General features: G+C 70.7%; 4 protein-coding genes. 3 read left to right on the forward strand and 1 reads right to left on the reverse strand.

Annotated features, from left to right (window positions below):
• The first annotated feature begins 52 nt into the window (after window positions 1-52).
• On the forward strand, window positions 53-21484 hold the full coding sequence (locus tag DES41_RS15770; protein ID WP_114468620.1) for a CARDB domain-containing protein: 21432 nt from the start codon (window positions 53-55) through the stop codon (window positions 21482-21484).
• Entirely contained in the window at window positions 21485-21733 is a 249-nt protein-coding gene (locus DES41_RS15775; RefSeq protein WP_114468621.1) for a hypothetical protein, read from the forward strand.
• Window positions 21734-21743: 10 nt separating this feature from the next.
• On the opposite strand, the gene DES41_RS15780 is transcribed toward DES41_RS15775, so the two are convergent.
• Window positions 21744-21986: a DUF6429 family protein gene (locus DES41_RS15780; protein ID WP_114468622.1), complete on the reverse strand. Its 243-nt coding sequence runs from the start codon at window positions 21984-21986 to the stop codon at window positions 21744-21746.
• 264 nt (window positions 21987-22250) lie between these two features.
• On the opposite strand from DES41_RS15780, the gene argE reads away from it, so the two are divergent.
• Window positions 22251-23408: an acetylornithine deacetylase gene (argE, locus tag DES41_RS15785; RefSeq protein WP_114468623.1), complete on the forward strand. Its 1158-nt coding sequence runs from the start codon at window positions 22251-22253 to the stop codon at window positions 23406-23408.
• Window positions 23409-23434 lie beyond the last annotated feature (26 nt).

The following is a 23434-nucleotide window of genomic DNA, read 5'->3' on the forward strand; positions in this document are numbered from 1 at the left end:
CCGCCCCGGACACACACCAGAGACACGCGCCAAGCGCACCAGGAGAGACACCATGCACCGCGACCCGATCCGCACCGCTGTTGAAGTTCCTGCCCCCGCCACCGGCGCGTTGTCGCGCCTCGCGCGGCTGCTGCCACGCCGCAAGGGCCGTGCCGCCGCGCCGTTCAAGCGCAAGCTGCTCGTGGAGACACTGGAGCAGCGCGTGCTCATGGACGCCGACCCGCTGGCCGTGGCCGCCATCAGTGCCCGGCTCGACAGCCCGGGCGAGGCCGATGTCTACACCTTCACGCTGGACAACGCGACCACCGTCTCCTTCGACAGCCAGACCGACAACGGCAACATGCGCTGGACCTTGACCGGCCCCAGCGGCACCGTGGTCAACGCCCAGGGGCTGGACAGCCAGAGCAATGCCGCGGCCTATGCACCGCTCGGCCTGGCCGCCGGCGACTACCGGATCACCATCGACGGCGTGGGCCAGACCACGGGCGACTACGGCTTCCGCCTGCTCGACCTCTCGCGCGCCGACGACCTCGCGCTGGGCCAGCCCGTCAACGGGACCTTCGCCGACGGCGCGCAACAGGTCGCCTACCAGTTCGACGCCCAGGCCGGCGACGCGCTGTGGCTGGACACCACCACGCTGCCCAGCGGCAGCAACCTGCGCCTGCACGACCCCTTCGGCAACCGCATCGGCACCTGGAGCAGCGATGCCGAGCTGCCGCTGCTGCCCTACAACGGCCGCTACACGCTGATCCTGGACGGCAACAGCAGCACTGCGCTGAACGCGGCCTATGCGTTCGAGCTGCGCACGCTGGCGTCGCCCGTGACCAATCTGGGAACGCTGCCCGCCGCCGGCGCGGCCATCGGCGGCACCGTGGCCGAGCCAGGCGACAGCGCGGTGGTGCGCTTCACGCTGGACGCATCGCGACGCATCCTGATCGACTCACGCAGCAGCAGCAACAGCCTGCTCATGACGCTGACCGGCCCGGCCGGCGTGGTGACCGACGCCACCAACGGCAACCCTCTCAGCAACCAGGGCCTGGGCAGCCTCGACAGCTACGCCTCGTCCTGGGGCGTGCTGGACCTGCCTGCCGGCGACTACACGCTGCGCATCGACGGCTCCGGCGCCGCCGTGGGCGCCTACGCGCTGCGGCTGGTCGATGCCAGCAGCCCCACGCTGGCCCAGCGCAACCAATCCACCGCCGGCCAGCTGAATCCGGGCGGTGCGGCCCATGTGTACCGCATCGCCGCCACCGCCGGCGACAGCATCCGGCTGGATGCCGGCACCGCCACAGTGGCCGGCGTCGGCAACACCGGCGTGCTGAGCTGGACGCTGTACGACCCGTACGGCCGGCGCGTCACCCAGGCCTCCAGCTGGTACGACGTCGACAACATCGCGCTGGGCCTGTCCGGCGACTACACGCTGGTGGTGCGCGGCGACAACGACCGCACGCCGGCCACCGACTACGCCTTCACGGTGGTCAGCCTGGGCAACACACCGGTCAGCCTGCCGGCCGGCAGCGCCGTGGGCCTCGGCACCGCGGCCACCAGCGGGTCCATCGCCGCCGCCGGCGGCAGCCAGGTCTGGCGCTTCACGCTGGCCCAGGCCACCACGGTCTACTTCGACCCGCTGACGGGCGGCATGCCGGTGGACATGTTCATCGCGCTGCAGGGCCCGCGCGGCACCGAGACCGCCGCCAGCACGCGCTTCGGCGGGTGGAGCAACAGCTACGGCACCGATGGCGCCCAGGTGTGGAACCTGGCCGCGGGCGACTACGCGCTGACCGTCAGCTCCACCAGCTCGGCCGTGGCTGCCTACCAGTTCCGCCTGCTCGACCTGGCCGCGGCGGCCGCGCCGCTGTCGTCGGGCAGCGTGACGCAGGGCGCGCTCAACCCTGGCAGCGGCGTGGCTGTCTACAGCTTCGACGCGACCGCGGGCGAGCGCATCTTCCTGGACGGGCGCTCGGCCGGCTTCACCAACCTGGAACGCCGCCTGATCGACCCCTGGGGCCGGCTGGTCACGGGCGGCACCGCCACCCCCGGCACCGACAACCTGGAAGTGGTGCTGCCCTACGCTGGCCGCTACACGCTGCTGGTGGAAGGCCACAACAGCATCGCTACACCCCAGCCCTACAGCTTCGTGCTGGAGCGGCCGGTGGACCGCACCATCGCCTACGACATCGGCGTGGGGCAGCTGCCCGGCGTGCAGTGGGGCACGGACGGCGCCAGCCCTGCGCTGCACTTCGACGGCAACCAGGTCGCCACCGTGGCGGCTGATCCGGCCCTGAGCATTTCCGGCGATGTGAGCTTTCAGTTGCGCTTCAAGGCCGACAACCTCGATCCCACCTGGCAGTCGCTGCTCTACAAGGGCAACCAGGTCCAGGACGGCGCCCAGCGCAACTACTCGATGTGGCTCAACAGCGCCGGCTACCTGCACCTGTCCATCGGCACCGACTGGGGCGAGTACACCGTCCGCACGGCCGATGCCAGCATCCAGGCCGACCGCTGGTACGACGTGGTCGGCGTGGTCGACCGCGTTAACGGCAAGCTGCGCATCTACATCGACGGCGTGCAGGCCGTCGAATCGGCCGCCGCGCTGCCGCCGGCCACGGTGGCCAACCACACCTACGCCACCCCGCTGACCATCGGCAACGCGCAGGAGAACTGGTACGCCAGCGCCTCCGGCTTCGAGGGCAGCATCAGCGAGGTGCGGGTCTGGAGCCGCGCGCTGACCGCCGCCAACGTCAGCAGCTTGCAGACCACGGCGCCCAGCGCCAGCGACGCCAGCCTGGTGTTGTGGCTGCCCTTCAGCACCTCCGGCGCCACGGTGCTGGCCGATGCCTCGGGCGACGGCCGCAACGCCACCGTTTCCAGCGTCTACGCCGGCATCGCCGGCGTGGTGGCCGGCAACCTCGAGGTGCCCGGCCAGAGCATCACCTACACGCTGAGCCTGGCACAGGCGCGGCGCGTGTTCCTGGACGCGCTGACGCTGCCCGGCCAGTTCAATGTCACGCTGAGCGGCCCCAACACCAGCCTCGACAGCACCGACCTGGGCTGGGTCGACAACAGCAGCAACAACCTGCTCGACTTGCCAGCGGGCGAGTACCGCATCACGGTGCGCGGCCAGGGCCAGCACACCGGCAGCTTCGCGTTCCGGCTGCTGGACGCGGCCCAGGCCACGACCATCGCCTACGACACCACCGTGCAGGGCGAATTGCGTCCCGGCGACGCGGCCCAGCTGTACCGCTTCGACGCACAGGCCGGCGAGGTGGTGTTCTTCGACGTGCTGGCCCAAGACGGCGCCAACGCGGCGCAGTGGCGCCTGATCGACCCCTATGGCCGCGCCGTGTTCACGCAGACCGGCGTGTCCGACCGCGAGAACACCACGCTGGCCTTGGCCGGCACTTACACCCTGGTGCTCGACGGCTACGCCTACGAGCGCGACCGCCAGTCCGGCTACAGCTTCTCGCTGCGCAAGGTCACGCCCGCGGCGCCGCAGCCCATCGTGCTGGGCCAATCGCTCGACGAGCAGGCGCTGCGCACCGCCGGCCGCAACGGCGGTGGCGCAGTGGCCATCAGCAGCACCCAGTACGTGGAGATCGAGGGCGCGGCCACCAACCTCCCCGGCCAGATGACGGTCGAGGCCTGGTTCCGCATCGACCGGCCCAGCACCGGCACCTGGACCGAGCTCTTCGCCAAGACCAACGAGGCCGGCTCGCGGCAGTACGGCGTGTGGATCAACGCCAACGGCCAGATCTACGCCGAAGCCACCGACCTCAACGACAGCAGCTACGGCATCACCAGCGCGGACGGCCTGGTGCCCAACGTGGCCAACGGCCAGTGGCAGCACGTGGCGCTGGTGCTGGACCGCGCCAACAGCCAGCAGCGGCTGCTGCTCAACGGCGTCGAGGTGGTCAGCGGCTACCTGTCGCCGCAGGCCGCGCTGCAGCTCGACGACGCGCTGCGCCTGGGCCGCACTGCCGAAGGCCCTGCCACGCAGGAAGGCTACAGCGTCAGCGTGGACGAACTGCGCATCTGGAACGTGGCGCGCAGCAACGCGCAGGTCGTGGCCGGCATGGCCGCCAACCTGCAGGGCAACGAGGCCGGCCTGGCCGCGCTGTACCGCTTCAACGAGGCCAGCGGCACCGCGGTGGTGGACGCCACGGGCGCCGCCGGCGCGGGCGGCCACCTCGTGCGCTTGGCCGACGAGCTGCCCGGCCTGGTGGTCGGCCGCATCGACGCGCCCGGCCAGTCGCGCACCTACACCTTCACGCTGGGCAGCGCGCGTGCGGTCTACCTGGACAACTTCACGCACCGCAGCGACCTGAACTGGCGCCTGACCGGCCCCACCGTGAACATCGGCACCAGCCTGTACGGCGCCGACAGCAGCAACAGCTACAACCTGCTGCAGCTGCCCGCCGGCACCTACACCTTCACGGTCGATGCCGCGGGCGCCGCCGTGGGGGAGTTCGCGTTCCGCCTCGTCGACGTGGCCGCCGCGCAGCAGCCGGTGTCGCTCAATGCCGAGGTGCAGACCCGGCTGGAGCCCGGCGCGATGGCGCGCCTGTTCACCTTCGAGGCCAGCGCCGGCCAGCGCCTGTTCCTGGACATGCTGGCCTATACGGGCAGCCAGCCGGCCTGGCGCCTGCTCGATCCCACGGGCGCGCAGGTCTTCGGCGTGAACTGGGCCGCCGACGTGGACACCTTCGCGGCCAGCCGCACCGGCACCTACACGCTGATCCTGGAGGACTACACCGCCGCAGGCAGCGCATCCAGCGAGCGCGATGTGCGCTTCGCCGTGCGCACCGTGCAGGACCAGGCCGTGCCGCTGGTGCTGGGCACCAGCCAGGTCCGCGCGCCGCAATGGGTGGCCGGCCCCGAGGCCGCCGGCAGCGCCGTGCAGCTGGGCGACGGCCGCGAGCTGGAAGTCTCGGCCAGCGCGGCGCTGGACCTGACCGGCAACTTCACCATCGAAGCCATGGTCCGGCTCGACAGCTACAGCAACGGCTGGATGCCGGTGGTCTCGCGCGGCAGCGACTACAACCACCAGACCTACGGCCTGTGGATCGGTCCGCAGGGCCAGATCAACCTGGACAGCCACCAGCTCGGCAGCAGCAACCCGGACTACCCCTACGACCAGTTCTGGAACATCGGCTCGGCCGCCAGCGCCGTCTCGCTGAACGCCTGGCACCGGCTCAGTGCCAGCGTGAACCGCAGCACGGGCGCCGCCGCGATCTATGTCGATGGCAACCTGGTGGCCTCGGCCCAACTGCAGTACTACCAGGACGGCCCCGCCAGCAGCCAGCCCAATGCCAAGCTGTTCGTCGGCGCGACCGAGCTCACCGACCGCACACCGCTGTACGGCGCCGTGGCCGACGTGCGGGTCTGGAACACCGCGCGCACGGCGGCCCAGATCGGTGCCACGCAGAGCACCACCGCGCTGGCGGGCAACGAGGCCGGCCTGGTGCTGCTGCTGCCGATCAGCGGGGGCAGCGGCAACAACCTGGGTGTGCAAGGCAGCGCGGCCGGCGGCCTCACGGCGCGCGTGCAGAGCGTCAATGCCGCCCTGCCGGCCACCGTGGTGGAGGGCCGCATCACCCAGCCCGGCCAGCGCGTGCTCTACCAGCTCAGCGTGGCGCAGGACACCCGCGTGCTGTTCGACACGTTGACCACCAACGGCAACTTCACCTGGTCGCTGCTGGACGAGGGCGGCGGCGTGGTCGCCAAGGTCAATGGCGAGGCGTTGCAGAACCGGCGCCTGCGCGACTCCGATGCCGCGCACACCAGCAATAGCCTGACGCTGCTGCGCGCCGGCCGCAGTTACACGCTGGTGATCGACGCCGACGGCGAGAACACGGGCGACTTCGCGTTCCGCCTGCTGAATCTGGCCAACGCCGAAGCCATCGCCTACGACCAGACCATCGCCTACCTGGCCGAGCCCGCCAACGCCACGCGGCTGTTCAGCTTCTCCGGCGTGGCCGGCCAGCAGATCGTGCTCGACGAGCTGGCCTGGCCCGGCGGCAACGCGCCCTACTGGCGGTTGTACGACCCGTTCGGCAGCCAGATCCACGAGAGCTACTTCACCAGCGATTCGCCCACGCTCACGCTGGCCCGCACCGGCACCTATGTGCTGGCCATCGAAGGCCAGGTCGACCAGCGTGGCACCACCCGGCCGAGCTTCCAGGTGCACCTGGCCGGCACGGTGGCGCCGCCGGCCCTGCCCACCGGCACCGCGCTGACCTTCACGGCCGGCGTGGCCACCGTCAACGGCACCAGCACCGCCATCGACACGCCGGCCGTCTACACCTTCACGCTGGCCCAGCCGCGCCGCATCTATGTCGACACGCTCACCCCATCGACCAACAACGCCTACTACAAGATCTGGAACCTGAGCAGCCCGGCCGGCACGGTGGCCGAGCACTGGGCGTACGACACCGACGGCCCCAACCAGCGCAGCTACTACGACCTGCCGGCCGGCGACTACGCCTTCTCGGTGCGCACGCCCTACGACTGGGCGCTCACGCCGTTCGCCTTCAAGCTCATCGACATCGACGCCGTGGCGCAGACGCTCACGCCGGGCACCGCCGTGGCGGGCACGCTGGCGCAGGCCAACAGCGCCGCCTTCTTCCGCTTCGACGGCGAGGCCGGCGCGCGCTACTTCCTCAACGCCACCACCACCACCAACACGGGCAACGCCTACTGGCGCCTGCTGGACGCGCAGACCCTGGGCACGGTGGCGCAGGGCTACTTCAACAACCAGGGCGACAGCCTCACCGTGCCGCGCGACGGCAGCTACATCCTCACGCTGGAGGGCTACTTCGACACTGCCGGCCAGGCCAGCTACGGCTTCACGCTGTACGAGGGCACCAACTCCACGCAGGCCCTGACGCTGGGCAGCACCGTCAACGGCAACCTGGCCCAGCCCGGCGACGTGGCCAACTACAGCTTCACGCTGGGCGCTGCCAAGCGCCTGTGGTTCGACTCGTTCAGCCAGCGCTCGGACATCGTCTGGCGCGTCCTGGACAGCGACGGCGTGGCGGTGTTCGGCAACCGCGATTTCCACGACTACACCAACCACTACGACCCCTTCCTGCTGGCGGCGGGCAGCTACACGCTGCAGGTCGACGGCAGCGTCGCCGCGGCCGGGGCCTACAGCTTCCGCCTCATGGACATGGGCACGGCCACGTTGGTGACGCCCGGCACCGCGCAGAACGGAACGCTGACGCCCGGCACCGAGGTCGATTTCTACGCCTTCGACGCCCAGGCCGGCGACAGCTTCTTCTTCGACATGGTCTCGCGCACGACCAACCAGACCATGTACTGGCGCCTGTACGACCCGTACGGCCAGCGCATCTGGGGCGGCACCGACCTGCAGGACGTGGACGTCACGCAGCTGGCCTACACCGGCCGCTACACGGTGGTCATCGAAGGCTACGAAGCCAACACGCTCAACACCAGCTACAGCTTCAACATCGTGCCGGTGCTGCCGCAGGCGCCAGTGGCGCTCAGCATCGGCCTGCAGCCCGCGCCCAACCTGCAGGTGCAGAACCTGCAGGTCAGCGGCGCGGACGGCAGCGTGCACTCCGGCGGCACGCTCAACATCGCCTGGCAGACCACCAACAGCGGCGACCGCGCGCTCGACACCGCCTTCCAGGAGCGCGTGATTGTCACCAACGCCCAGGGCCAGACCGTGGTCAACGTGCTGCTGCCCTACGACCCGGCCGTGCTTGGTGCGATCGGCATCGGCCAGGCCAAGGCGCGCAGCACCCAGGTGCTGCTGCCGCCCGGCGCGGCCGGCGCGGGCCTGCTGACCATCACCGTCATCACCGACACCACCAACGCTGTGCTCGAGAAGGGCGCGGCCGGCGAGTCCGACAACACGCTGCAGGCCACGGTCAATTCCACGCTGCTGGTCTACCCCGACCTGGGCGTGGCGCAGCTGGGCATCGCTCCGTCCACTGGCCTGAAGGCAGGCGACCAGGTCACGGTCAGCTGGCGCGACGAGAACCGCGGCGACGCCGCACCCGCCAACGGCTGGGTCGACCGCGTGGTGGTGCGCAACACCAGCACCGGCGCCGTCGTGCTCGACCAGCGCGTCACCGTGCCGGCCGGCAGCGCGGCCATTGCCGCGGGCGGTTCGCTGGCGCGGCAGTATGTGTTCACCTGGCCGGCCGGCGTGAACGGCATCGGCAACTTCGAGGTCACCGTCACGGCCGACGCCGACGGCGCCGTGGCCGAGTACAACGCCACCGACACGGCCGAGGCGAACAACGCGGCCAGCACCTCGTTCACCTCGGCGCCCGACCTCACGATCGACGGCCTCGCGGTGCTGACCACCACGCCGGTCTCCGGCGGCCTGGTCGACCTGCAATGGACGGTGCGCAACCAGGGCAACGCGCCCACGCCCACGGGCTGGTTCGACCACATCGTCGTAACCAACGTGGACACCGGCGCCACGCTGCTGAACCTGGATGTGTTCTACACGCCGACCACCGCGCTGGCCGTGGGCGCTTCGGCCACGCGCAACTTTCAGCTGCGGCTGCCGGAGGGCCAGGCCTCGGTGGGCAACATCCGCTTCACCGTGGTGGCCGACCAGAACGCCAGCAACGCCTCCGGCCTGACCGAGACCAACGAAGGCAACAACCAGGCCCAGGTGACCCGCGCGGCCGTGCTGAGTCAGGCCGCCAACCTCGTGGTGACCGACTTCACCGCGCCCGCCACGCAGCGCAGCGGCGACGCCGCCGCCTTCGCCTGGACCGTGCGCAACAGCGGCAACGCCGCCACGCCGGGCACGGCCTGGCACGACCGCATCGTGCTGTCGGCCGACGCCGTCATCGGCAACGCCGACGACGTGACCGTGGCCACCGTGGCGCGCAACGGCGCGCTGGCCGCGGGTGCCAGCTACACCGTCGAATGGTCGGCCACCGTGCCGGCCGGCTACGACGGCAACTACCGCTTCGCGCTGGTGACCGACGTGTTCAACACCGTGGTCGAGCCCGACGCCGAGAACGACAACCTGAGCGCGCTGCGCGCCGCGCTGCTGACGCCCTACCACGCCGACCTCACGGTCAGCGAACTGAGCCTGCCAGCCAACGGCAACGGCGGCCAGAGCGTCACCGTCAGCTGGCGCACCACCAACCAGGGCGACGCCGCCACCGGCAACACCTGGTGGTACGACCGGCTCTGGCTGTCGCCCACGGGCGCCATCGGCGACGGCTCCGGCGCCATCCAGCTCGGCGACTTCGCGCGCAGCGCCGGCGCGCTGGCCGCGGGCGCCAGCCGCGTCGAGCAGCAGCAGGTCACGCTGCCCAACGGCGTGAGCGGCAGCTTCAAGCTCGTGGTGGAGTCCGACATCTACAACTGGGTGGCCGAGAGCCGCTTCAACGGCAACAACAGCGCTGTCTCCGCCACCAGCATCGTGCTCAGCGAGGCGCCGTCGGTGGACCTGCGCGTGCAGAACGTGGCCGGCCCGGCCACGGCCCGCCCAGGCCAGCAGCAGGCCGTGAGCTGGGAGATCCGCAACGCCGGCGCCGGCGCCGCTGCCGCGCCCTGGACCGACCACCTCTACCTTTCGTCCAACGGCAGCCTGACCGGCGCCATCTACCTGACCAGCTTCACGCACCAGAGCCCGCTGGCCGGCAACGCCACCACCCAGGCCAACACCCAGTTCTGGATGCCCAACGTGGCCGACGGCAACTGGCGCGTGATCGTGGTCACCGACGTCAACAACCAGGTCTACGAGAGCGGCGCGGCCGATGCCGAGACCGGCAACAGCGGCCAGGCCGCGGCCACCACGGCTGTGACCCACCCCGACGTGGGCGCCACCGGCATCACGGTCTCTGCCGGCGCAGCCGCGGGCCGCGCCAGCACCATCGGCTGGACCGCCCGCAACGACGGCAGCGCCGCCGCGCCGCCCGACTGGCTGGAGCGCGTGTTCCTCTCGTCCAACGACGTGCTGGACGGCAACGACATCCTGCTGGCCACCACCACGGTGGGCAGCGCCATCGATGCCAACGGCGTGCTGCTGCGTAGCGTGCAGGCGCAGCTGCCGGCCAACCTGGCCGCGGGCAGCTGGCGCATCATCGTGCAGAGCGATGCGGGCGAGGCACTGCGCGAGCTGACGGCCGGCGAGAACAACAACCTGGCGGTCTCGGCCGCCTTCGCCGTGGCCGAGGCGCCGCTGCCCAACCTCACGGTGAGCAACGTGGCGGGCCCGGCCAGCATCCGCGCCGGCCAGGCCGCCACCGTGACCTGGACCGAGCGCAATACGCTTGCCGAGCCCGCCACGGGCGACTGGTCGGCGCAGATCTACCTGTCGTCGGACAACGCCATCGGCGGCGACATCCTGGTCGGCACGGCCAGCTTCACGGGCGGCCTGGCGGCCAATGGCCAGGTGGCCCGCTCGGCCGAGGTCCTGCTTCCCACCACGCTGTCGCCCGGCGCCTGGCGCTTCGTGGTGCGCACCGACAGCGCCAACCGCGTGCTCGAGCGCGACGAACTGGACAACGCCGCCATCGCCGCCAACGCGAGCAATGTGCCCGCCGCGCTGCAGCTGAACCTGGTCGGCAGCGTGGCCGAGGCCGCGGGCAGCTTCACGGCCAGCCTGCAGCGCAACGGCGACCTCGGCAGCGCGCTGACCGTGGCCCTGGTGTCCAGCGACACCAGCGAGGCCACGGTGCCGGCCACGGTCACCATCCCGGCCGGCCAGGCGCTCGTCAACTTCACGGTCAGCCTGCCGGCCGACGGCATCGTCGACGGCACGCAGTTGGTCAACATCGCTGCGACGGCCAACGGCGTGCTGGGCGACAACCGCAACCTGAACGTGACCGACAGCAACAGCGCCGCGCTGACGCTGAGCGCGGTGCTGGCGGTGCAGGAGAACCAGGGCACGCTCACGATGACCGTGAGCCGCAACACCGACGCCGGTGCCGGCGCGCTGCAGGTGCGCCTGAACAGCGCCAACACCGCAGCGCTGCGCGTGCCCGGCATCGTGACCATCCCGGCCGGCGCCACCAGCGTGAGCTTTGCGGCCCAGATCATGGACGACCAGGAGGTCTGGGGCACGCGCGAGGTGCGCGTGAACGCCGCCGCCGACGGCTACACGGCCCATTCGGTCAACGTCGCCATCGCCGACGACGAGCTGCCCGAGCTCACGATGACGTTCAGCAGCAACCAGGTAGCCGAGGGCGCCGGCGCCAACGCCGTGGGCGTGACGCTGCGGCGCGACCGCCCCGGCACCTACGACCTGGTGTTCAACGTGCTCAGCGACAACCGCGATGCACTGACGGTGCCCACGCGTGTGGTGATCCCGGCGGGCGAGACCGAGGTGCACTTCAACGCCAGCCCGGTGGACAACACCCTGTCGGGCGACGGCAGCCGCAACGTGAACGTGTTCGCCACCATGCTCAACCCGGCCGGCGTGGAGCTGCGCCAGAACGCCACCTCCAACGCCATCCTCGTGACCGACGACGATGGGCCCACGCTGTCCGTCACGCTCTCGGCCGACAGCGCCAGCGAGCTGCGCGGCGCCATCACCGGCACGGTCAGGCGCAACACGGCCACCACGGGCGACCTGGTGGTCACGCTGTCGAGCAGCGACACCACCGAGGCCCGCGTGCCGGCCACGGTCACGATCCTGGCGGGCCAGGACTCCGCCACCTTCAGCATCGCACCGCAGGCCGACAACACCGTGGACGGCACGCAGGCCGTGACCATCCGCGCCAGCGCAACGGGCTTCAGCAGCGGCGCCGCCGGCTTCAACGTGACCGAGGGCGACCTGCCCGACCTCGTCGTCACCGAGATCGGCCAGCCCGCCAGCGGCTACGCCCAGACCCGCATCGACCTGAGCTGGACCGTGACCAACCAAGGCCTGGCCACCGCCAACGGCGGCTTCCGAGACCGCGTCTACCTCTCGCGCGACGATGTGCTGAGCTCGGCCGACCGCCTGGTCGCCGCCGTGATCCACACCAGCCCGGTGCCGCAGGGCCAGGGCTACACGCAGACCGCCTCCATCCTGCTGCCCGAGGAGACCGGCACCTACCGCGTGATCGTGGTCACCGACGCGCTCTCCAGCGTGAACGAAGGCTCGGAGCGCAACAACGTGGGCGTGTCCTCGCTGCCGCTCGATGTGCGCGCGCCCATCACCGCCACGGTGCAGACCGCCGTCACGCAGCTGGCCGTCAGCGGCGAGGCCGGCCAGACGGTGGTGCCCATGACAGGCACCGCCACCGACGTGCGCACCGGCCAGGCCGCGGCCAACACCGCCGTCAAGGTGATGGTGCGGGTCGGCACGGTCGAGCGGCTGCTGGACGCCACCACCGACGCGAGCGGCAAGTTCAGCGTCGACTTCGTGCCGCTGCCCGGCGAGGCCGGCATCTTCGAGATCGGCGCCGGCTTCACGGGCGACAAGGACTTCACGGTGCAGGACAGCTTCAAGCTGCTCGCCATCGAGGCCAGCGTGCCCTACATCCGCGCGCTGGGCACGAACGAGACGCCGCTGGAGGGCAGCTTCGTGCTCGAGAACATGGGCAACGTGCCGCTCACGGGCCTGTCGGCCAGCATCGAAGGCCTGGCCGGCAACTTCCAGTTCGAGGTGGTGAACCTGGCGCCCAACCTGGCCGGCGACGGCTCGGTCACGGTCAGCTGGCGCTTCACCGGCCATGGCGTGACCGACCAGCTCGTGGCCAGCAAGGGCATGCTGGTGCTGACCACGGCCGAAGGCGCGACCGAGCGCCTGGTGCTCGACCTGGCCTGCATCCCGCAGACGCCCAAGCTCGTCGCCACGCCCGGCTACCTGGCCCAGGGCATGCTGATGGGCCGGCAGACGCTGGTCTCGTTCGAGGTGACGAACCAGGGCGCGGCCGACACCGGCCCCGTCACCGTGCAGTTGCCCGATTTCCCGTGGCTCAAGCTCGTCAGCGCAGCGGTGATCGACAACATCGCGGCCGGCGGCAAGGCCACGGTGACGGTGGCGCTGACGCCCACCGAGGACAACGCCGACCTGATCCGCTACGACGGCAACATCGCGCTGAACGCGCGCCTGGGCGGGCTGGCCATGCCCTTCCAGTTCCGCGCCGTGAGCGAGGCCAAGGGCGAGATGCGCGTCACGGTCGAAGACCAGCTGACCTACTACGCCGAGGGCGCGCCGAACGTGGCCGGCGCCACCGTCACGCTGACCGACCCCTACACCTTCGACGTGATCGCCACCGCCACCACGGACGCCAGCGGCACCGTGCTGCTGACCGGCGTGCCCGAGGGCAACTACATCCTCACGGTCAACGCCGACAAGCACAGCAGCTACCGCGCGACCAAGATGATCACGGCCGGCACCACCAGCGAGCAGACCATCTTCCTGGACCGCCAGCTGGTCAGCTACTCGTGGAACGTGGTGCCCGTGGAGATCCAGGACCGCTACCAGATCAAGCTCGAATCGACCTTCGAGACCGAGGTGCCGGTGCCCGTGATCACGGTGGACGCACTCAAGATGCCGGTGGTGCTGCCGGGCGTGACCTCGACGATCACGATCAAGGTCTCCAACCACGGCCTGATCCAGGCCGAGGACGTGCGCATCAACGTGCCCAACGACGACCTGTTCGAGATCGTGGCGCTGACCAGCGTGATCGACATCCTGCCGGCCAAGAGCTCGGTGGAGATCCCCATCACGATCCGCGTGAAGGACGGCGTCACGCCGGAGATGCTGGCCGCGGCTTCACTGTCCAACGGCGGCATTGGCCCGGAGGGCTGGGGTTCGGCCATTGTCAAGTGCCTGGGCATCGACACCGCCTACAAGTTGCGCTGCGGGCCCGACGGTCGCTGGTACAGCGAGAAGACCGACATCAAGCCGGTGCTGTGCGCGATGGACTTCAACGAGGCCGCCGCCGGCCAGTTGCTGAGCTACATCGGCGACGACTTCAACCTGCTGGACCTGGGCTGCGACGCGCTCGACCTGCTGCTGTCCTGCCTGGACGCGGACGACTGCCTGTCGTTCTTCATCAACGCGGCCTGCGGCGCCATCGTCGGCGGTGTCACGGCCGGCCCCTGGGGCGCGGCGGCCGGTGCGGCCGGCGCATTAGACGACCTGCTGGCCTGCCTGTGCCAGATCCTCGGGCCGATCGGCGGCGGCAGCGGCACGGTGACGGGCGGCCCGTCCGGCGGTGGCGGCTGGGGCTGGTGGTACCCGGGCGGCGGCTACGCCAGCGGCTCGGGTTGGACCTACGACATCCAGTACGTGAACTGCCGCGGCGAGCCCGTCTCGGCGCTGGAGCAGCAGCGCGCCGACGAGGGCCTGATGGCGGCCGTGGCCTCCGGCGCGGTGGCGCCCGAGGCGCTGGCGGCGGTGGAGGCGCACAACGAATCGCGCACCGAGCAGCTGGCGGCACTCGCCGCCGACGGCGACGGCGTCCTCAACGCCGAGGAGGCCGGCATCTGCGCCCAGGTGCGCATCAGCATCGAGCAGCAGGCGGTGCTCACGCGCACGGCCTTCCAGGGCACGCTGCAGATCGTCAACGGCAACACCGGTGTGCCGCTGACCGGCGTGCAGCTGGTGCTGGACATCCGCGACGAGGCCGGCAACGCCGTCAACGACCTGTTCGCCGCGCGCGGCCCGACGCTGAGCGGCCTCACAGCCCTGGACGGCAGCGGCGTGCTGGCCGGTGGTGCCACCGGCAGCGCGCAGTACCTGTTCATCCCCACCGTGGACGCCGCGCGCAACCAGCCGACGCGCTACACCATCGGCGGCACGCTGAGCTATGTGGAAGGCGGCCAGAAGATCACGGTGCCGCTGGTGGCCGCGCAGATCACGGTCTACCCCGAGGCGCGGCTGAACCTGCACTACTTCCAGCAGCGCGACGTCTACGGCGACGACCCGTTCACCGACGACGTGGTCGAACCCAGCGAGGAGTTCGCGCTGGGCCTGCTGGCGTACAACGACGGCGCCGGCGATGCGCGCAACTTCACGATCACCTCGGCCCAGCCCAAGATCATCGAGAACGAGAAGGGCCTGCTGATCGACTTCAAGATCGTCGGCACCCAGGTCGGCGACCAGGCCCAGGCGCCCACGCTGACGGCCAACCTCGGCAACATCGCCGCCGGCCAGACCCAGGTGGCGCAGTGGAACATGACCTCCACGCTGCAGGGCAAGTTCATCGACTACACGGCCACTTTCGAGCACCTGGACGGCATGGGCGACACGCGGCTGTCGCTGATCGAGTCGGTCAACATCCACGAGCTGATCCGCTCGGTCAAGGCCAATGCGGGCGATGCGCCCGACTTCCTGGCCAACGACGACCCCGACAGCGACCACACGCCCGACCGGCTGTACATGAACGACGGCTCGCAGCACGTGGTCAAGACCCTGGCCAATGCCGCGGCGAACCGCGCGGCATCGCCGGGCGCGCTGTCCGTCACGCTGACGGCCGACGCGGCCGCGGGCTGGGGCTATTTCAAGATCGCCGACCCCGGCGTGGGCTACGCGCTGGACCGCATCGTGCGCTCGGACGGCAAGGTGCTGAGCCTGGGCCGCGAGGTCTGGCGCACCGACCGCAGCTTCCCCGAATCGCTGGCCGGTGCCGTGCGCGAGAACCTGCTGCACTTCATCGACGAGGGCTCCACGGGCAGCTACACCGCCTACTACAAGATCGACGACGCGGTGGCGCCGCGCCTGGTCGAGGTGCTGCCGGTCTCGCCCGACCCGGCCACGGCACCGGTTGACACGGTGGACGTGCGCTTCAGCGAGGCGCTGGACCTGGCCAGCTTCTCGGTGGCCGACCTGGCGCTGACGCGCGAAGGCGGCGACGGCAGCAACCTGCTGGCCGGCGCCAGCGGCATCACGGTGACGCAGATCGGCGCCGCGGCCGACCACCTGTACCGCATCGGTGGCCTGGCCAGCGTCACGGCCGGCAGCGGGCTGTACCGGCTCACGGTCAACGCCACCGGCATCGCCGACTACGCCGGCAACGCTGGCGAGGGCGCGCTGACCGAGACCTGGGGCATGGGCGACATCGGCCCCTACGTGCTGAGCATGGCGGCCGGCCCGGCCGCGCGCCACACGCCGCTGGACATGGTGGACATCACCTTCAACACCGCGCTGGACGCCGCCAGCTTCAGCGCCAGCGACCTGCGCCTGGAGCGCGACGGCGTGGTGCAGAGCCTGGCCAGCGCCACGCTCGCGCTGACGCCGCTGGCCGGCAACCAGTACCGCCTGAGCGGGCTGGCTGCGGCCACCGTGCCAGACGGCAGCTACACGCTGACGCTGCTGTCCACCGGCCTGCTGTCGTCCAGCGGCGCGGCCGGCCTGGGCAGCCAGTCGGTCGGCTGGCGCATGGACACCGTGGCGCCGCGCGTGCTCGACGTGGTCGACCTCGTCGACACCGTGCGCAAGACCGTGGTACTGGGCCTGGACGTGGAACTGTCCGAACGCGTGGACCTGGCCACCTTCGACTACCGCGACATCGTGCTCACGCGCACCGTGGCCGGCATCCAGAGCGGCAACCTCGTCGACGCGCAGACCAAGGTCGAGTACGTCTCGGGCAACACCTACCGCGTGACGGGCTTCAACTGGGTGAGCGGGCTGGAAGGCACCTACGCGTTCAGCGTCAGCGGCGCGGGCCTGGCCGACGAGGCCGGCAACGGCGGCACCGGCGAGGCCGGCCAGAGCTGGGTCATGGACTTCCACGACCCGGTGGCCGCCACCGACCTGGCCATCGCGCCGGACAACGGCGTCTCGGGCACCGACCAGCGCAGCAACCAGCTGAACTTCACGCTGACCGGGCAGCTCGGCGAGGCCGGCCTGTCGGTGCGCGTGACCGACCGCACCACGGGCAACGAGATCGGCTACGCCACGGTGGACGGGCTGAACTTCAGCATCGCCGTGAAGCTCGACGCCGCGGGCGTGCACGAGCTGCGCGTGCGCACCGTGGACACGGCCGGCAACCTGGCCGATGCGGTGGTGAGCGTGTTCGTCGACGTGGTCAAGCCCACGCTGGCCGAGCCCGTGCTGCACCGCGACGCCGACGGCAATGTGGACACCATCACGCTGAACTTCAGCGAAGCCATCGACCCGGCCAGCATGACGCTGGCCGCGCTGGGCCTCTCACGCGACAGCGGCGCCAACCTGCTGGCCGGCGCCACGCTGACCCGCGTGAGCGCCACCCAGTACGTGCTGAGCGGCCTGGCCGCACGCACGGCGGACGCCGGCAGCTACCGCTTCAGCGTGGCCATGCCGCAGGTGCGCGACGAGGTGGGCAACGCGGGCGAGCGCAACGTGGCGCTGCAGTTCGCGGGCCAGCTGGCCAGCACCGGCACCATCAGCGGCGTGGTGTACGACGACATCGACGGCACCGGCACGCGCGAGGCCGACGAGCTGGCCCAGGGCGGCTGGACCGTGTTCGACGACACCAACAACAATGGCCAGCTCGACGCGGGCGAGGTCTCGGCCGTCACGGCCGAAGGCACCGGCCGCTACACGCTCTCGGGCCTGTCCATCGGCACCCACCGCATCGTGGTGGTCGCGCCCAGTGGCTGGACCATGACGCCCGGCACCGAGGTGCAGGTGACGGTCGGTGCCGATGCGCCCGAGGTCACGCAGAACTTCGGCGCCTTCGCGCTGGCCAGCCTGTCGGGCACAGTGTTCGACGATGCCAACGCCAACGGCGTGCGCGACCTCGAAGAAGCCGCGCTGGCCGGCCGCCTGGTGCTGCTGGACGCCAACAACAACGGCGTGGCGGATGCCGGCGAGGCCACCGCCACCACCGACGCGCAAGGCGGCTACAGCTTCCAGGACCTGGCACCGGCCACGCTGCGCGTGGTGCTGTTCGCCGGCGACGGCTACCTGCCGCTGCTGGCCTCGGCCGTGTACGCACCCAAGTCGGGCGAGGCCTTCACGCGCGACATCGCGGCCGTGCAGCCCGGCAGCATCAGCGGCGTGAAGTACGAAGACACCAACGGCAACGGCCAGCGCGACGCGGGCGAGCTGGGCGTGGCCGGCTGGACCATCTTCCTGGACGACAACGGCAACGACGCGCTCGACGCCGGCGAGCGCTCTACGCTGACGGACGCGGACGGCCACTACGTGTTCACGGGCCTCTTGCCCGGCAGCTTCCGCGTGGTCGAGCAAGCGCGCACCGGCTGGATCCAGACCGCGCCCGGCACGGTGGAGGCCGGCGGCGGCCACGAGCAGGCGCTCGACGCGCTGCTCAGCCTGCCCGGCATGGTGGCCGACGTGGAGGAAGACCTGCTGCAGGCCTACCTCAACGAGACCGGCCTGAACTACGACTGCGGCTGCGGCACCTTCGTGCTGGAGAAGTACACGCAGGGCCAGGCGGCCTCGCACTTCTCCAAGATGGACACGCTGACCGACCCGCTGCTGGCCTCGTTGACGGGCCAGGGCGTGCGCGTGGTGGTGATCGACACCGGTGTCGACACCGATTCGAGCTTCTTCGGCCCCGACAGCGACGGGGACGGCGTGTCCGACCGCATCGTGTACCAGTACGACTTCGGTGACGGCGATGCGGACGCCAACGACACGATCGGCCACGGCACCAACGTGGCCGGCGTGATCGCCGGGCAGGATGCGCAGTACAGCGGCATCGCCACCGGGGCCGACCTGGTCGTGCTCAAGGTGTTCGACGCCAACAGCCAGGGCTACTTCAGCAAGCTCAAGGCAGCGCTCGAATGGGTCGAGGCCAATGCCGAGGCCTACAACATCGGCGTGATCAACATGTCGCTGGGCGACGGTGGCAACTGGGGCGAGGCCATCAGCCGCTACGGCATGGGCGAACTGTTCGAGCGCCTGGCCGCGCGCGGGCTGGTGACCATCGCCGCGGCCGGCAACAACTACTACCAGACCGGCGGCGCCATGGGCGTGGCCTACCCGGGCGCCGACCCGGCCGTGCTGTCGGTCGGCGCCATGTGGGCCGGCAACTTCGGTGGGCCGTGGCGCTTTTCCAGCGGCTCGACCGACTACACCACGGCCTACGGCCGTATCGCCAGCTTCACGCAGCGCGATCCGGATCAGATCGACGTGATGGCGCCGGGCGCGCGCTTCACCTCGGCCGGCCTCAATGGCGGGCTGTCGACCATGCAGGGCACGAGCCAGGCGGCGGCCTTCATGAGCGGCGCGGCGGCACTCGTCCAGCAGGCGGCCAAGCTGCTGATGGGCCGCTACCTGACGACCGGCGAATTCGCCGACCTGCTGGCCAAGAACACCTACCGTGCGGTGGACGGTGACGACGAGAGCGACAACGTGGTCAACACCAGCGCGTCTTACAACAAGCTGGACATCCCCAAGCTGCTGCGCGGCCTGCAGGCCTACGCGGCGGCCGGCGGCGGCAGCGAGGGCGGTGGCGGCCAGGGCGAGACGCCGACCGACGGCCCGCTGTCGGCCTACAGCGCTCGCACGCTGCAGGTCGCGCCGGGCGCCACGGCCAGCGGGCAGGACTTCGGCAACTTCAAGCTGGGCCAGGTGGCAGGCGTCGTCTACGCCGACGACGACAAGGACGGCGTGCAGGACGCCGGCGAGGCCGCGCAGGCCGGCATCCAGGTTTACCTGGACACCAACGACAACGGCAACCTCGACCAGGGCGAGCAGGCCGCCACGACGGATGTCGACGGCCGCTTCGCCTTCCACAACATGGGCCCGGGCAGCGTGACGCTGCGCGCGGTGGCGCCGGCCGGCCAGGTGGCGGGCAACAGCGTGGCGCTGACCGTCACGAGCGGGCTGGACCAGGCCGGCATCGCGCTGGGCCTGCGCAGCGTGGACGCCGGCGCCTTCCAGGCCGTGGCCGACGAGGCCGCACTGGACGAGGACGGCTCGGTCACCGTCAACGTGCTGGCCAACGACCAGATCGCCGACGCCAAGGGCCTGGTGCTCTCGCTGATCGGCGACGGCCCGGCGCACGGCAGCGTGGCCCTGGTCGAAGGCCAGTTGGTCTACACGCCGGACGCCGACTTCCACGGCAGCGACAGCTTCGCCTACAGCATCGCCGGCCCCGGCGGGCGCAGCAGCAGCGCCACCGTGCAGATCACGGTGCGCCCGGTCAACGACCTGCCGCTGCTTTCCGCGCTGCCCGACCAGCAGCTGACCGAAGGCCAGACCATGGTGCTGCAGCTGCAGGCCAGCGATGTCGACGGCGACGCGCTGCGCTACACGCTGCTGCAGGCACCCGAGGGCACCACGCTGGACGAGGCGACGGGCGAGCTGCGCTGGACCGCCGTGGCGCTGCCCGGCCCGCAGACCGTGCGCGTGCAGGTCAGCGACGGCCAGGGCGGCACGGCCGAACGCAGCTTCAGCATCGGCGTGCAGATGGGCACGCTGCGCGTGAGCGCGGTGCAGCAGTTCGCCTGGGGCTTCTCGCTGCGCTTCAACGACGCCATCGACGCCAGCCAGTTCAACCTCTATGGCGCCAACCCCGACTTCACGGTCACGGGCGCGCGCGTGGGCCAGGTATTCGGCTCGGTGGTGTTCGACGCCGACGGCAAGGGACTGACCTGGGTGCGCACCGGCGCGGCGCTGGAGGCCGATGCCTACACGCTGCAGCTGAAATCCGGCGCGCAGGCACTGACGAGCACGCAGCGCGGCCACCTGGACGGCGACGGCGACGGCGCGGCCGGCGGCGATTGGGGCGGCCAGTTCCAGGTGGGCACCCTGCCCGCCGTGCGGCTGCGCCTGCCCGACTTCGCGCGGGGCCCGGGCCAGGCCGTGCCGGCCACCGCCAACGGCGGCATGCCGATCACGTTGACGACGGATGGCACGGTGACCAGCCTGAGCTTCCTGCTCCGGGCCGATCCGGCGCTGCTGCGCATCACCGAGGTGCGGCGCGGCAGCCAGCTGCCTGCTGGCGCCACCTTGAGCGTGCAGGCAGCCGAAGGCGGCGTGCGCATCACCATCACCAGCGCCACCGCGTTGCCTGCCGGCACCCTGCAGCTGCTGGGCGTGGTGGGCACCGTGAGCGCCACGGCCACGCTGGGCAGCGCGGGCCTGATGGTGGTCGACCAGCTGATGGTGAACGGCGCGGCCCGGCCCGAGGCGGCCGATGCCGGCCTGGTCTTCGTCGGCTATGCCGGCGACATGGACGGCAACGGCAAGTACGAGGCCAACGACGTGACCGCCGCCCAGCGCCTGATCGTGCGCCTGGACAACCACCTCCCCTGGGCCAACGACATCGACTTCGTGGTGGTGGGCGACGTGACGGGCGACGGTGCCTTCAACTCGATGGACGCCGCGATGATCCAGCAGCGCCGTGCGGCGGGCGCGGCCGCCACGGCCACGATCCCGGCCATCCCGGCACAGCCGGTGCAGCCCGACACGCCGGTGCTGAACCTCTCGGGCGCACTGGCGAACTTCGCGCTGGCCAGCGGCGGCAGCATCGGGCTGGCGACGGCCTCGGGCGATGCCTCAGGCCGCAGCGCGGCGGCCAGCCGCGACGCGGCCCTGCCGACCGTGGCCTTGAAGGTGGTGCCGTCGGTGGTGTCGCAGGGCGTGGTGGCCTGATTGGCAAGTCCGCCGGGCGGCAACCGCCTCGCCGGCCTGCTGATGCTGACCGGCGGCCTGGCGGTGCTGGCCTACTGCCTGCGCCACCTGTGGCGCGCCTGGCGCACCGGGCAGGTGGCGGGGAAGCTGGGCACGGTCTACCAGGCGGGTGAGGCAGCCTACGCCACCAACCTCGTGCTCACGCTGGTAGGCGTGGGGTTGGCGCTGGGGTGCTGCTGGCTGGGGTGGCGGTGGTGGCGGGGCCTGTGACCGTCCACTGTCAGCCGCCATTCGAGGACTTCCGGCCAAACAAGCGCTCCGCATGCCGCAGGCCCTGCTCAAGGCCTTGCTGCGTGAGCCATATCGACTTGGCTTTGCCCTTGGGATCCTCGACAAGACCCTGTATATGCAAGCGGTCCAGGACGCCAAAGTCAAAACCCTTCCATGACCGGCCGCCGTCGAAATTGAATGCGGCGAGAAGGGCCAGCACCGCTTCCTCGATCCGCTTTTCATCGTAGTCCATGCTTCCTCCGAGCTACATGCAATCCGGTGATGGCTGGCGTGCCAACTCAGCGGGGCGCAAGCCGTCCGCTGCAGCGCATGGCCAGCCTTTCGTCGGCCTTGAAATCCAAGCATTTCATCATTAGCCCTGCTCCATTTTTCCAGCTTGCCGAACTCGCCTGACCATGCATCGTTGTACTCCGCATCGAAGATTCGCACAGCTCAGCATGCCGAGGATCTCAAAGGCAGAGCCCACATCGACGTGCATATTGCGCACAATGCGCCGATGCTCTCCACCGAATCCCTGCAGCTCGCCCAAGCCCTGGTGCGGCTCGACACCCGCAGCCATGTCAGCAACCTGCCGCTGATCCACTTCGTGCGCGACCACCTGGCCGGCCTCGGCATTGCCAGCCGGCTGACCTACAACGCCGACCGGACCAAGGCCAACCTGTTCGCCACGCTGGGCGAACACCGGCCGGCCGGTGTGATCCTCTCGGGCCACACCGACACCGTGCCCTGGGATGGGCAGGACTGGTCGGTCGACCCGCTCTCGGCCACCGTCCAGGACGGCAGGCTCTACGGCCGCGGCAGCGCCGACATGAAGGGCTTCATCGCCGTGGCGCTGGCCAATGCGCGCCGGCTGGCCGAAGGCACGGCGCCATTCGCCGTGCACCTGGCGCTTTCCTACGACGAGGAGGTCGGCTGCTTCGGCGTGCGCGAGCTCATCGCCGACCTGCGCGAAGCCGGCATCCGGCCCATGGCCTGCATCGTCGGCGAGCCCACCAGCATGGTGCCGGCCATCGCCCACAAGGGCGTGTACCGCTACAAGTGCTGCGTGCGCGGCAAGGAGGCGCACTCCTCGCTCACGCCGCTGTCCGTCAACGCGATCGAGATGGCGGCGCGCCTGGTCGGCAAGCTGCGCGACATGGCCGAAGGCTTCGAGCGCGAGGAGCCGCGCTACGCCGGCTTCGACGTGCCCTTCTCCACCGCCAGCGTGGGCCAGTTCCACGGCGGTATCGCCGACAACGTGGTGCCGCGCGACGCCGAGTTCCGCTACGAGTTCCGCGACCTGCCCACGGCCGACGCCACCGCCATGCAGGCCCGGGTGCTGGCCCACGCACGCGCGTTGGAGCCGGCGATGCAGAAGGTGGCGCCCGAGGCGGGCTTTCGTTTCGAGACCATCTGCGAGATCCCGAGCTTCCTCGGCTCGGCCGACGACGCCGTCACGCGGCTGGCGCTGCAGCTCTCGGGCGAGCGCGCCACCACGCTCGTGGCCTTCGGCACCGAGGCCGGCCTCTTCAAAAGCGCCGGCATCCCCACCGTGGTCTGCGGCCCCGGCAGCATCACCCAGGCCCACCAGCCCGACGAGTACGTGAGCCTGGAGCAGCTGGCACGCGCCGAGGCCTTCGTGCGCGGCCTGGCCGGCACCAGCGCCCTCGCCTGATCTTCGCCCGAACGACGACAACGCCC

The organism is Pseudorhodoferax soli (genome assembly GCF_003337555.1).
Lineage (GTDB): Bacteria > Pseudomonadota > Gammaproteobacteria > Burkholderiales > Burkholderiaceae_C > Pseudorhodoferax > Pseudorhodoferax soli.